This window comes from Flavobacterium mesophilum (assembly GCF_039581405.1).
GTDB lineage: Bacteria > Bacteroidota > Bacteroidia > Flavobacteriales > Flavobacteriaceae > Flavobacterium.
This window is the reverse complement of sequence record NZ_JBCPXZ010000010.1, coordinates 1-14,202: the sequence shown is the minus strand read 5'-3', so window position 1 is coordinate 14,202 and position 14,202 is coordinate 1. Positions and strand designations below refer to the sequence as shown.

The window sequence follows — 14,202 nt, the reverse complement described above, 5'->3', positions numbered from 1 at the left end:
ATTTAAAAATAGATAAAGTTTAATTTTTTACATTTATCAAATGTTTTCAAACTTCCAAAATCATATCATTTCCCGTTTTTCTTTTTTAGCAGAAAAAAAGCTTTTTCTAGCTGTAAGTGGCGGTTTAGACAGTATGGTTTTGTTGCATTTGTTGAGACAATTGCCTTATGAAATTGCAGTTTTGCATTGCAATTTTCAGCTTCGCGGATTAGAAAGTTTTGGTGATCAGGAATTCATTCAGAATTATTGCGCTCAAAATAACATTCCGTTTTTCACCACTCAATTTGATACGCAGGCTTTTGCAGAAGATTATAAATTATCGACTCAAGTTGCGGCGCGCGAGCTTCGTTACAATTGGTTTTATGAACTTTTAGAAGAACAAAACTTCGATTATATCTTGACAGCACATCATGCTGATGATAATTTGGAAACCTTTATCATCAACTTGACAAGAGGAACAGGATTAGATGGATTAACTGGAATTCCGGAACAAAATGACAAAATAATTCGGCCGCTTTTGCCTTTTTCAAGAGAAGAAATTCTGAAATACGCCGAAGAAAATAAAATTGAATGGCGAGAAGACAGCAGTAATGCTTCGAATAAATACCTGCGAAATAAAATCCGCCATGATTTGGTTCCGATTTTAAAAGAAATCAATCCGAATTTTTTGAATGCTTTTCAGAAAACCCAATCGTATTTGCAGGAATCTCAAGAAATGGCTGAAGATGCATCGATTATGATTTATCAGCAAGTGGCAAAAGAAGAAGGTGAGGACATTCATTTTGATTTGAATCAGCTGAAAAAACTGCCTAATTACAAATCCTATTTGTACCAATGGCTGAATGAATTTGGATTTTCAGCGTGGAATGATATTTACGATTTGGTAAACGGGCAATCCGGAAAACAAGTGCTTTCAGAAGAATTCAGATTGCTTAAAAACAGAGAAACTTTGATTTTGAGTCCTGTTTCTTATGAGCCTAAAGACGAGGAATTTGAAATTCATGAAAACGAGACAGAAGTTAATTTTCCCTTAAAAATGAGACTTTGTAACGTAGGTCACATAACAATAGAATCAAATAAGTCTATATTTGTGGATGCTGAAAAAATCCAGTTCCCTTTGATTTTACGTAAATGGACTGAAGGCGATGTTTTTCATCCTTTTGGAATGCAAGGGAAATCAAAAAAAGTGAGCAAGCTTTTTAAAGACGAAAAATTATCTCTGATTGAAAAAGAAAAAACGTGGATTTTGTGTTCAGATAACCAAATTGTGTGGGTTGTTGGACTTAGGCAAGATGAACGTTTTAAAATTGAAAATACCACAAATAATATACTTAAAATAGAACTGCAATAATGAACTTTAATCAATACCGTCAAACGATAATGACAAAAAATTACTGGAGTAAATCCCTTTTATTTTTACTGTTTTTTCTTTTTTCTTTTGTTACAAGCAATGCACAGGTTTTAGAGCCAGTAAAATGGACTTCTAAAATTGAAAAAAAAGCAGGTAACAATGCCGTTTTAATTTTTGACGGAACAATTGAAAAAGATTGGCATATGTATTCGCAGTTCACGCCAGACGGAGGTCCGTTGGCGCTTGAAATTGCATTCAAAAACCAAAAAGGAAACTATGAATTAGTTGGAAAAGCAAAAGAAGGAAAAACCAGAACAGCATTTAATGATGTTTTTGGTGTAAATGAAACTTTCTTTGAAGGAAAAGCACATATCGAACAAGAAATCAAGATTATCAACCCAAATTTAAAAACGGTTGATGTTGATTTTGATTTTCAGGTTTGTAAAGAAGTTTGCATCAATTCGACTAAAAAATTCTCAATAGCTATTCCTTCATCGTTTAACGTTGAAGCTGTTCCTACGGTTGCAGAAGCAAAAGTGGATGAAACAAAAGTAACTGGAATTGCAGTTGATACCATTGCAAAACCTACTGATACAGCAAAAACTCAAGTTGTAAAATCAAATATCGAGGAACCTATTTCTAAAGAAGATATGCCGGCTCCAGCACCTGCAAGAAGTTTGTGGTCAATCTTTTTCTTTGCATTTTTAGGTGGTTTTGCTGCTTTATTCACGCCTTGTGTTTTCCCAATGATTCCTATGACGGTGAGCTTTTTTACAAAACAAAGCAAAAGCAGAGCAAAAGGAATCAGAAACGCTATTATTTATGGATTATCTATTATCGCTATTTATGTGATTTTAGGATTAATTGTAACAAAAATATTTGGTGCCGATGCTTTAAATGCATTGTCTACGGATGTTTGGTTCAACTTAATTTTCTTTGTGATATTAATCATTTTTGCTACTTCGTTTTTGGGAGCTTTCGAAATCATGCTTCCAAATTCATGGGCAAACAAAGCTGATCAACAAGCAGATAAAGGCGGTTTGATCGGGATATTGTTCATGGCTTTGGCTTTGGCAATTGTATCATTTTCATGTACAGGACCAATCGTTGGAACATTATTAGTTGAAGCGGCTTCAAATGGAGGAATTGCGCCAGTTGTTGGAATGTTAGGATTCTCTTCTGCATTAGCATTGCCATTTATGTTGTTTGCCTTATTCCCAGGCTGGCTGAATTCATTGCCAAAATCGGGCGGATGGTTGAATACTGTAAAAGTGGTTTTAGGATTTTTAGAATTGGCTTTGGCATTCAAATTCTTATCAAACGCCGACTTAGTATTGCAATTACATTTCTTAGAAAGAGAAGTTTTTCTTGCCATTTGGATTGCGATTTTTGGAGCTTTGGCCTTGTATTTATTTGGAAAAATCACTTTGCCTCATGATAGCCCAATTCAGCATATTTCTGTTGGAAGATTGTATTTGGGTATTATATCTTTAATATTTACTATTTATTTAATTCCAGGGCTTTGGGGAGCTCCATTGAAATTGATCAGCGCATTTCCGCCACCGCCGCAATATAGTGAAAGTCCGTTTGGAGTTGGAGGTTCCGGAAATTCCAATGTAAATTCAGGAGAAATTAAAGGTCTTCCTGAAGGTGCAGAATTAGGTCCGCATGGAATAATGGTTTTTCATGATTATGAAGATGGATTAGCTTACGCAAAAGAGATCAACAAACCAATTATGCTCGATTTTACAGGATATGCTTGTGTAAACTGCAGAAAAATGGAAAATAACGTTTGGTCAGATCCATCGGTTTTGCCAATCTTAAAAAATGAAGTTGTTTTGATTTCACTTTATGTTGATGACAAAAGAGAGCTTCCAAAAAATGAACAATTTGTTACAAAAGCTGGCGATGAAATTATTACTGTAGGCGATAAATGGACTGATTTTATGATTTCAAAATATAAAACAAATACGCAGCCTTTATATGTGATTACCGATTTAGAAGGCAATAATTTGCATACTTCTAAACCGACAATTAGTTATGTGAGTACAGAGGAATACTTGCAATGGTTGAAAGAAGGAATTGCGAATTTTAAATAATTAGATGAAGTTTTCTAATTTTTTAGATTTCGTGATAAGTGGCGCTTTTGCGTTGTTTGCATTCTTGTTTTATTTATTGAATAAGGATAATATTAAAACTCGGCGAGAAAAAGGAATGCATGAAGGATTGACGCGTGTAGAGAATTTTAAATCATGGGTAGTAATTGTTTTTTCAATTATATTTTGCCTAGTGTACTTTTTCTCTTTTATCGGATCGCTTTCTTTTTAAAGAGAAGAATATTTGGAATAAGGAATTCGAATCTAAAATCTCCAAACTAAAATATAAATAAAGGATTACTATTAATTCAAAATGAAAATCCCTCTAAGCTAAAACTTAGAGGGATTTTTTTGTAAAGGCAAAAAGAGGACAATATTAATATTATAGGTATTCTCCGTGTTGAGAGATGTCTAATCCTAATTCTTCTTTTTCTTCAGTAACTCTTAGAGGAGTGATTTTGTTTACGATGAAGAATAAAGCGTAAGAAGCACAGAATGCAAATATTGATACAAGTACTAAAGCTTTCAATTGCGTTAAGAATAAAGTTGCATCACCATAGATTAATCCTTCGTTGTCACCAACAATTGAATTTACGCTTTTAGAAGCAAAAACTCCAGTCAATAACATTCCTACCATTCCACCAACACCGTGGCAAGCAAATACGTCAAGAGCGTCATCGATTTTTCCTTTAGGGAATTTGCTCACTACAATATTACTGATTACAGCAGCGATGATACCAATTGCTAAAGCGTGAGGCATAGTTACGAAACCAGCAGCAGGAGTGATGGCAACCAAACCTACAACAGCTCCAATACAAGCGCCCATTGCAGATAATTTGTGTCCTAAGATTTTATCAAGGAAAACCCAAGCCATTGCAGCAGAAGCAGCAGCGATTGTAGTAGTTCCTAAAGCCTGTGCAGCAAGACTTCCGGCTCCAGCAGCAGAACCTGCGTTGAAACCAAACCATCCAAACCATAGTAAACCTGTACCTAATAATACGTATGTAATTCTAGCAGGGTTTACTTTTTGAACTTTACGTTTTCCTAAGAAAATTGCTCCAGCTAAAGCAGCCCATCCAGCACTCATGTGTACTACAGTACCACCAGCGAAGTCAAGAACTCCCCATCCAAAGAATAATCCGTCAGGATGCCAAGTCATGTGACATAATGGAGCGTATATGAATAAGATAAATAAAACCATGAATAATAAGTAAGCCCAGAAACGTACACGCTCTGCAAAAGCTCCTGTGATTAACGCCGGCGTAATGATGGCGAATTTAGCTTGGAATAAAGCAAAAAGAATCATTGGGATTGTTGGTGCCAATTCCCACGCCATGTTGGCGCTTACTCCTTGGAAAAATATATTTGAAGAAGGATCTCCAATGAAACCGCCTATAGATGGTCCAAAACATAATCCGAAACCAATTACTACCCAAAGAACTGTAACAATTACCATTGCCATAAAACTCTGAAGCATTGTGCTGATTACGTTTTTCTTGCCTACCATACCGCCATAGAAAAATCCTAATCCCGGAGTCATTAATAATACAAATGCCGTAGCAACAACCATCCATGCTGTATCACCCGTGTCTAATTTTAATTCAACAACATGAGCGCCTAATGTTTTTGATTCAGTAACAAATGAGATAGAAAAAATAGATAGTAACAAAATCGTGATGAGGATCACACTTAAAATAATTTTTCGCATAGTTATTTAGTTTTAAATTTTTTATAAAAGTATAAAATCATTCGACACCCCTATAAAAAATAGAGTGTAATGTTTAATTTTTGTTAATTTTAAAATTTGACCCCCTAAATTTTGCGTGTATATCTTAAAAAAGACTTAAATTTTACAATTTATTAAACTTGAAATGAGTAAAAACTATCATTTCGTCAAAATCTGATGCAAAAAAGATACTATTATTCTTAAAATTATGATTTTTTCTTCTCGAATATGGGTTATGTTGTTCATATTCTTTGATTTCAAATAAAAAAGGCATCAAATGAATATTTCAAATGATGCCTTTTCGTATTAGAAAAATCTAATTATTTCTGACCGTATTTTTCTTTGAATTTTCTGTTCAATTTATTTTGGAAAGTATCTAAATTGATATTTCTTCCTTGAATAAAAGCAGTTGTCAATTGGTTTGTACGCATATCTAAAGCATCGCCTTCGGAGATGAACAAAGTTGCATCTTTACCCGTTTCTAAAGTACCGCAAGTGGCGTCGATTCCTAATAATTTTGCTGTATTTAAAGTGATTAATTGTACTGCAACTTCTTTATCTAAACCAAAGGCAGCACAAGTTCCAGCCAAGAAAGGCAAGTTTCTTACGCTCATACGCTCGTGATCACCGCTGTTTTCTAATCCTACAACAATACCTTTGTCAGTAAGCAATTTTGCCATTTTATAAGGCAAGTTAACATCTTGATCCGCACTTGTTGGCATATCGTGAACACGTCTTAAAAGTACACCAACATTGTATTTCAAAAGTGAAGCTGTCGCTTTGTAAGCTTCAAATCCACCAACGATAACAATTTTTTTGATTTGATTGTCGGCTGCCAATTGAATAGCGTCTACAATTTGTTTTTCTTCATCAGCGTGGATGTAAAGTGTCTGTGTTCCATCAAACAAACCTTTTGTAGCTTCCAAAACAATGTTTCTTTCTTTTGGAGTGGTTTGATTATATGCTTTTGCATTGATCAAAAATGCATTGATTTCTTCGGCTTGCTTAGGGTAATCTTTGTTTGGCTCAATTACGCCAGGCTCAAACCAAGATCCTGATCTTTTGAAGTTTGAAGGAAAATTTAAATGAATTCCGTCATTTTCTTTTAAAATAGCATCTTTCCAGCTCCAAGCATCTAATTGCACAATAGAAGATGTTCCTGAAATTGTTCCGCCGCGTGGCGTAACCTGTGCAATTAAAATTCCGTTTGGACGAACAGTTTCAACCACTTTTGACTCCGAATTATAAGCAACAATACTTCTCACATTCGGATTGAAAGTTCCAATTTCTTCTTCATCATCTGATGCTTTTACGGCATCAATTTCTACTAAACCTAAAGTAGTATTCGAAGCAATAAAACCTGGATAAACGTGTTTTCCAGTGGCATCGATTGTAGTATCATAAGCATCAGCGGCAAGTCTGATAGTTGTGGCATCGGCTACTAAAGTCAGTTTCCCGTCTTTAAATCCGATCGCGCTGTTTTGAATCACTTTTCCATTCCCCAAGTGCGCAGTCGCATTTAAAATCAAAACCGATTTTGATTGTTTTGGCGCCGGAATTTGCTGTGCATTCATTTGTACAGAAGCACAAAACAATAACAGCAATTTATATATGTTTTTATTTATCATGTTGTATCTTTTTATCATTATGAATTTTCTAAAGCTCTTATAACTGTTCTAAAGTATCACAGTGATATTCTCTTTTCTCTTTTCTCGTTGGTGCTTGCGTGCTGTTTCCTTTGTTTTTTTCTTGCAGCATTTGCCCAATCAATTCATTTCTTTCTTTAGTGATAGCTTGTTGTTTTTGAGCATCTTTTTCGATATCAAAATAAACTACACCTTCAATAATTGTTTTTTCAGCTTTAGCATAAATAGACAATGGATTTTCGCTCCATAAAACAACATCGGCATCTTTGCCTACTTTTAAACTTCCTACTTTGTCATCAATGTGTAATAATTTTGCAGGGTTTAAAGTCACAAATTTCCAAGCATCTTCCTCAGATACTTTTCCGTATTTTACTGCTTTTGCCGCTTCTTGATTCAATCTACGAGACATTTCAGCATCATCAGAATTGTAAGCAACTACCAATCCTTCGTTATGCATAATTGGCCCGTTGTACGGAATTGCATCGTTTACCTCAAATTTATAAGCCCACCAATCAGAGAAAGTTGAAGCGCCAACTCCGTGTTCTTTCATTTTATCAGCAACTTTATAACCTTCAAGAATGTGTGTAAAAGTGTTAACTCTGAAGTTAAATTTTTCAGCAACATTCATCAAATTTAAAATCTCTGATTCTACATAAGAGTGACACGTGATGAAACGCTCTTTGTTTAAAATCTCAGCAAGAGTTTGTAATTCTAAATCCACTCTTGGTGCTTTTCCTTTTTTATTTCCAGCGTTGAATTTTTTCCAGTTTTCGTCATATTCTTTAGCCAATTGGAAATAATCTGTAAAAACTTGTTCAACTCCCATTCTTGTTTGTGGAAAACGAGTTGGGTTGTCAATTCCCCAGTTTGCTTGTTTTACGTTTTCACCCAAAGCAAATTTGATGAATTTTGGTTGGTTTTTGTACAACATATCATCTGCCGCAGAACCCCATTTCCATTTTACGATTGCAGAACGACCGCCAATTGGGTTCGCAGATCCGTGCAATAATTGTGAAATTGTCACACCACCAGCTAAATCTCTATAAATATTAATGTCTTCAGAGTTCACAACATCCTGAATTGTAACTTCAGCAGTCGAGTTGTGTCCGCTTTCATTTACACCTTTCGAAATCGCGATATGTGAGTGCTCGTCAATAATACCACTTGTAATGTGTTTTCCTTTTGCATCAATTACAGTTGCAGATGCATCAGAAAGATTTTTGCCAACAGCAGCAATTTTTCCGTTTTTGATCAAAACGTCCGTTTCAGTCAAAATCCCTTCTTTTTCATTCGTCCAAACTGTAGCATTTTTGAATAATAAAGTCTGAGCAGTTTGTTTTTTGGTATCTCCGAAAGCAACGTTTGGATACGTTACCGGCATAACTCTATTTGGTTTTTCTGGTTTGATAGTATCTTTAACCGCCACAAACGGACTTGTCTTTACTGCATTCCAAGCCAATTCATCTCCGTTTGCTAAAACTGCTTTTCCAGAAAGCGCATCTGTTTTTTCAACAAATCCTGTTAAACGAGCAAAGTTTGATTTGATAGTATCAGCTGGCTTGATAACAAGTGAAACCCAATTTTTTGCAAGAGAAAAAGTGCTTTTTACTTTTTTATTATCAACAGTCGTAATTTCTGATTTTTGCGCATCAGCCGTTCCGTCAATTTTCCATTTATAAGTATCTTTTCCAACTGTCAAGTCGTAGTTCCCGCGAATATCTTTTGCATTGATATCATTCACGATATATTTGCTTCCTTGAACCCAGTTTTCGTATAAAACTGTTTTTTCGTCAAAAACTTCTCCAGAAGTAATGATGAAATTGGCAAAACTTCCTGCTTTTAAACTTCCAACTTCGTCGCTTTTTCCTAAAAGTGCAGCCGGAATTGTAGTCAAGGCTTCTAAAGCTTTTGTTTTATCAAAACCATATTTTATTGCTTTCAATAAATTAGGTTTGAAATCGTCAATCTTTTTCAATTTGTCAGTTGTCAAGGCAAAAACAACTCCGTTTTCTGAAAGCACTTTTAAGTTTGTAGGCGCTTGATTCCAGAAACGCATGTCAGCCAATTCGATTTGGTTTGACAAATACGGATTTGAAACATCATAAGCATCTGGAAAACTGATTGGAATGATGAATTTTGCATTCGTAGCTTTGATTTCTTCGATTCTTTCAAATTCGTTTCCGCTTCCTTTTAAAATGTAGTTTAAGCCAAATTCCTTCGCAATTTTTGAAGCTCTTAAACTGTTCAATTTATCTTCTGTTGCAAAAATCTGAACCAATTTTTCATTGCTAGCCAAAGCTTCTAATGACAAATCTTTAGTTTCAGAATTTCCTTTTTTATACCAATCCAAATCCAAATACATTTGACGCAATAAAGCCATCATACCCATCAAAGAGCTTGGATATGCTTGATTTGTCAAAGCACTTTTTGTAAAAGCAAAGTGATTTGTTAGTTTGTTTGAAATGATTTGTTTGCTGTTGTCTTCATTGTTCAGAGCAACAAGAGCTCCAGTTCCTTGAGCGATTCCGTCAAGAGTGTGGGTTCCAACAACACCAAAACCAGCTTTCAAGAATTCTTCCGCTTTTGGTTGGTCATATTTGAAAGTTTCGTAACCGTTTACTTCAGGTCTAACGCTCTCGTTCCAGTAATAACCCGTTCTTTTTGTGTCATAAATCTGGTTGCGGTTGCGTCCTGGAGGTAAGTTTGATTTTGGTTTTTCGATTCCAAAACTTGTGTAGATATCAATAAATGATGGGTAAATTGTTTTTCCTGCCAAATCAATTGTGATACTGTTTTTAGGAATTGCAATTGAAGTTCCAACAGAAACAACTTTTCCGTCCTGGATAAGTAATGTTCCTTTTTCAATTTTTTGAGTTGGTGTAACATAAATAGTGGCGTTAGTAAAAACAGTGTAATTTTTACTTTTGTTGTGCACACTTTCATTAACAGGGAAATAGTCTTGAGCATACGTTTTTGTTAAAAAAACACTCAAAAAGAGTAGTAGTAGGGCTTTTTTCATATGGTATTTGCTAATTTGTTGCTAAAAATATGAAATATATGTTATGTGGCTATTATTTTTTTAAAATGTTTTTTCACTATTTTAGATGATGATTTGACTAAAACACTGATGAATAGTGTGTAAAGTACGTTTATGAAAAATTTAAATAAAATAAAGTGGGGAATAATTGGTTTAGGAAATATCGCTAATCAATTTGCAAACGATTTACTGTTGTTGGAAGATGCTGAATTGACGGCTGTTGCTTCTAGAGATTTGGCCAAAGCCGATGATTTTGCAAAAAAATACAATTGTTCTAGAACATATGATTCTTATGAAGCGCTTTTTGAAGATCAAGAAGTCGAAATCATTTACATCGCCACGCCCCATAATTCGCACGCTGACTTATCGATTAAGGCGCTTGAAAACGGAAAACATGTTTTATGCGAAAAACCGATGGCGCTTTCTTATAAAGATGCTGAAAGAATGATTGAAGCTTCGAAGAAGCACAATAGATTTTTTATGGAAGCATTTTGGACGCGATTTAATCCTTCCATAAAAGAAGTTTTGCAGAAAGTAAAAAGCGGAGAAATCGGAGATGTAAAATACATTAATGCCGATTTTGCTTTCCGCGGAAGCGAAACCGAAAATCAAAGGCTTTTTGACAAGAATCTTGGTGGAGGTGCTTTGTTTGATATTGGCGTTTATCCTTTATTTCTGTCCTATATAGTATTAGGAAATCCGAAAGAGATTACTGCAAAAGCCATAAAACACAAAAACGATATTGATTTGCAGACTTCGATGATTTTGCAATACGAATCAGCACAATCGATTTTACATGCTTCAATAGTTTCCGATTCAGAAATGAAAGCGGTGATTGCAGGAAACAAAGGTCGAATCGAATTAAATGCGCCATGGTTTGTTGCCGATGGTTATGCCTTAATTAAAGAGGAAGAAAAAACTTCATTTAGTTTCCCAACACTTGGAAAAGGATATTCGCATGAAATTATCGAATGTCATGAATGTATCCGAAATGGCCAGATTGAAAGTGAGCTTTGGTCACATCAGAATTGTTTGGATTTGAGTGGGATTGTGGCGGAGATAAAAACTCAGATTGGTCTGAAGTTTTAAAAAATATTAATGCAGTAAAAGATCTGATTTTGTAGTACTTTTAAATCTATTCCAAAAATTAGTAAAACCTTATTGAATGTACAATAACTTTAATAAAATTAAATATGCTATTCTAATATTCATAGGCGGCATAATTTTGTTATTTATAAATAACTATTTTAAATCGAGAACTGTACATTTTAAGAAATACGATTTTGTAGTTACAAAAGTTGAAAACACGCCTACTGGAGGTGTTACACCGTTTCATAATGACATTGAAATCGATATGTGGCAGTATCATTTTTTTCCTTATAGCCGTGTTAAAGTCGGTGATTCAATTCATAAAGGAGCAGAAGAAAAATATTTATATGTTTTCCGAAGGGACGAAACGGAAAAATTTATTTTAATTGATAGTATTCAACCAACAGGAATTTATTCTTGGCCTTATAAGAATGAGTGAAATCAATGTATCTTTTTTAGAATTTATAATTTGAAATAAAAAACTTACAAATTAATATTTTTTCATTAGTTTTAAAACTTTTAATGAAAGAATAATTATGCTAGTAAAAGTTTACGGAAGTGCTGTTTTTGGAGTAGAAGCAACGACCATTACGATGGAAGTTCATATGGATAAAGGAATTGGTTATCATTTAGTTGGGCTTCCAGATAATGCCATAAAAGAAAGCAGTTACCGAATTGCGGCCGCTTTAAAAAACAACGGATTGATGCTTCCGGGCAAAAAAATAACCATCAATATGGCGCCTGCCGACCTTAGAAAAGAAGGTTCTGCCTACGATTTGCCACTTGCAATGGGAATTCTAATTGGCTCTGATCAAATAAAAGCTCCAGAAATTGAACAATATATCATCATGGGCGAACTTTCATTGGATGGAAGTTTACAGCCTATTCGCGGTGCTTTGCCAATTGCCATAAAAGCAAAAGAAGAAGGATATAAAGGTTTTTTTCTTCCGATTCAAAATGTAAAAGAAGCCGCGATTGTTGCTGGACTTGATGTTTATGGCGTTTCGAATTTACAGGAAATAATAGATTTCTTTAAAGGAAAAGGAACTCTTGAACCAACAGTAATTGACACTCGTGCAGAATTTTACAAAAGCCTTGATTTCCCAGAGCATGATTTTTCTGATGTGCGCGGGCAAGAAAGTATAAAACGCTGTATGGAAATTGCAGCGGCAGGAGGACATAATATTATTTTAATTGGTCCGCCGGGCGCAGGAAAGACGATGTTGGCAAAACGCGTTCCGAGTATTTTGCCTCCAATGACTTTACGCGAAGCCTTAGAAACGACTAAAATTCATAGCGTTGCCGGAAAATTGAAAGAAGTCGGTTTAATGAATCAGCGACCATTTCGTTCGCCGCATCATACGATTTCAAATGTTATATTTATTTAATATGTGGTTGAACTGTTTGTTCAAATTATTCGAAATGTGTATATGCAATAGTACTGTTTGTCATTGGCAAATCAAAATAATTATCTTTTGTAATTTGAAAAAGAAAATTATATATTCGAAATAAATGTTTTGAAATTTTGACACGCATTTAATATTGATTTTCTAATAACTAAAACTTTAAAAAAAATGCACGGGACTGAGTTTTATGATTTCCTCACAGAAATTTTTTTAGTAAATGGTCAAAACCTTTATGGTAATTTTTCATTCAATCGTTGGTTGCCAAAAAATGATGGAACAAATTCGTTTCAATTTCAAGGAATAACTCAACGAAAGGCAATTCCAAAAACTTGGTTAGTTGATGCAAAAAATGCAAAAAATAACGGCGAAATTATAAATAGAAAATGGTTTAATAATTTCTATGGCAACAATAATTACGATGATTGTCGTGCAAGCGTCGCAGTTTATTTATTAACAAATTACGGCAATGACTAAATGAAAATCTCTCATAGATAATTACAATATAATGAGACTTAGCAAGGAATCTAAATTGGTGTTATTAAAAGCTATTTAATGCCTATCTACGAGCAACCTAACAGTAATTGACTTTGTATTTTGGAGTGATTAAAAATAATTATAATGTAATCGCAAATCATATTTATTAATGTTGTATTTATTTAATATGTGGTTATTTGAATGAAATTTTAAGAGCATAAAATATAACCATTTACAAGTTAATATTAATTAATTTACTTTTCACAAATAAAAGTTCTTCTGTAGTTAGAAAATAAAATAATATATTTGGATGTATATAATATCCAATTAAATCACACATATCTAGCTTATTTGGTGAACTTGCTATGGTTTTGTTATACTTATAAATAAATTAATGGACACCTTTAAAACATCACATTAAATTGAAATATGAGTTTTAATTCAATAATGCCTTACGATACAGCAACCCTCATTGGGTTAACAATTGCATATGGAGTTATTTCGTCAATAACGACCTTTGATATCCGATTAATTCAAGGAAAGAAAAACGGGACGTTACCTCCTGAAGAACCCGACCTTCCAAAATGGGTTGAAATTCTTTATTGGCTTGAATGGATAATTTTTGCTATAATGGTTTATTTGAATTGGAGATATGCGTTAATAGTATTTGCTACTAAGTTTGTTCTAAAGGTACTACCGATATTGGAGATTATTGGAAATTTTTTAATGACGCCATTCAAAAAGAAATGAAGTTAATGTTGCCATTTTAGATTTACAAGAACAAGCCGAAACGCTCGACATATTGAATGCCACAATAAAACAGTTGTATTTTCGACAATAATTTAATGCACAGTTTTTTATGAACTTGTGATTTTATTACTTTTCGGGTCGTATGATGCCAAAGTTTTGAATTCAACTGTTTCGCTATTCGATGTATGGAAGAATGTAAAATTACTATCAGGTTTTAAAATCATTTCACTTTCAGTATTTTCATCGATTGTAAATTTGAATGAATGCGCTTTTATAGAATCGTCGGGATTTTTGATAATACGCCCTGAATCTGGATTAATTTTAGGATTAAATTTTACATCAATTTCGAATTCAAATTTAATTAAATCGATTTTACATTGATTCTTATCTTCAAAATAAAAAGTTTGTGGTGGCAGATTTATTCCTAGTCTTAAAGGAAATGTTGGGTTTTCTTCAATTGTATCTTTATAATTAACATAGTGTTTTAATGATTGTTCGTAAACAAAGTTGGTAGCTAGGTTTAAGGTATTTTTCATTAATTCAATAATATGGTGCAAATTCCGGTTATATTGATCACCCCATTCCGTTTTAAAGTGAGCACCTGATTCCATTTCAAAATGACCACCT

General features: G+C 33.9%; 10 protein-coding genes and 1 pseudogene. 7 read left to right on the top strand and 4 right to left on the bottom strand.

Annotated elements, in window-relative coordinates; genetic code table 11:
• Nucleotides 1–40: 40 nt before the first annotated feature.
• Nucleotides 41–1,351 carry a tRNA lysidine(34) synthetase TilS gene (gene tilS / locus AAYQ19_RS21685; RefSeq protein ID WP_343539294.1) on the top strand — a complete coding sequence of 437 codons (1,311 nt, stop codon included), beginning with the start codon at nt 41–43 and terminating at the stop codon, nt 1,349–1,351.
• Nucleotides 1,351–3,450: a protein-disulfide reductase DsbD family protein gene (locus AAYQ19_RS21680; RefSeq protein WP_343539292.1), complete on the top strand. Its 2,100-nt coding sequence runs from the start codon at nt 1,351–1,353 to the stop codon at nt 3,448–3,450. Before tilS ends, AAYQ19_RS21680 begins: the two co-directional genes overlap by 1 nt.
• Nucleotides 3,451–3,829: 379 nt before the next feature.
• On the opposite strand, the gene AAYQ19_RS21675 is transcribed toward AAYQ19_RS21680, so the two are convergent.
• From AAYQ19_RS21675 to AAYQ19_RS21665, 3 genes are all read right to left on the bottom strand, one after another.
• Nucleotides 3,830–5,155, bottom strand: a complete 1,326-nt coding sequence (locus AAYQ19_RS21675; protein ID WP_343539290.1) for an ammonium transporter — start codon at nt 5,153–5,155, stop codon at nt 3,830–3,832.
• Nucleotides 5,156–5,493: 338 nt separating this feature from the next.
• Nucleotides 5,494–6,801, bottom strand: coding sequence for an amidohydrolase family protein (locus tag AAYQ19_RS21670; protein WP_343539288.1), 1,308 nt, complete (start codon nt 6,799–6,801; stop codon nt 5,494–5,496).
• Nucleotides 6,802–6,838: 37 nt separating this feature from the next.
• Nucleotides 6,839–9,838, bottom strand: coding sequence for an amidohydrolase family protein (locus AAYQ19_RS21665; RefSeq protein ID WP_343539286.1), 3,000 nt, complete (start codon nt 9,836–9,838; stop codon nt 6,839–6,841).
• Between the two features lie 132 nt (nt 9,839–9,970).
• On the opposite strand from AAYQ19_RS21665, the gene AAYQ19_RS21660 reads away from it, so the two are divergent.
• The 5 genes and pseudogenes from AAYQ19_RS21660 to AAYQ19_RS21640 all read left to right on the top strand — a co-directional run bounded on the left by AAYQ19_RS21660 (nt 9,971) and on the right by AAYQ19_RS21640 (nt 13,575).
• Nucleotides 9,971–10,945 carry a Gfo/Idh/MocA family protein gene (locus AAYQ19_RS21660; RefSeq protein ID WP_343539285.1) on the top strand — a complete coding sequence of 325 codons (975 nt, stop codon included), beginning with the start codon at nt 9,971–9,973 and terminating at the stop codon, nt 10,943–10,945.
• 136 nt (nt 10,946–11,081) lie between these two features.
• Nucleotides 11,082–11,384, top strand: a complete 303-nt coding sequence (locus AAYQ19_RS21655; protein ID WP_343539283.1) for a hypothetical protein — start codon at nt 11,082–11,084, stop codon at nt 11,382–11,384.
• 97 nt (nt 11,385–11,481) lie between these two features.
• A pseudogene (locus tag AAYQ19_RS21650) lies at nt 11,482–12,330 on the top strand (YifB family Mg chelatase-like AAA ATPase); the annotation flags it as partial.
• A 189-nt stretch (nt 12,331–12,519) separates the two neighbouring features.
• Entirely contained in the window at nt 12,520–12,825 is a 306-nt protein-coding gene (locus tag AAYQ19_RS21645) for a hypothetical protein (RefSeq protein ID WP_343539281.1), read from the top strand.
• 429 nt (nt 12,826–13,254) lie between these two features.
• The gene (locus AAYQ19_RS21640; RefSeq protein ID WP_343539279.1) at nt 13,255–13,575 is read left to right on the top strand and encodes a hypothetical protein; all 321 of its coding nucleotides are present in this window, start codon (nt 13,255–13,257) and stop codon (nt 13,573–13,575) included.
• 107 nt (nt 13,576–13,682) lie between these two features.
• Here the strand turns inward: AAYQ19_RS21640 and AAYQ19_RS21635 are convergent.
• A partial coding sequence (locus AAYQ19_RS21635; protein WP_343539277.1) for a hypothetical protein occupies nt 13,683–14,202 on the bottom strand: 520 nt, incomplete at its 5' end.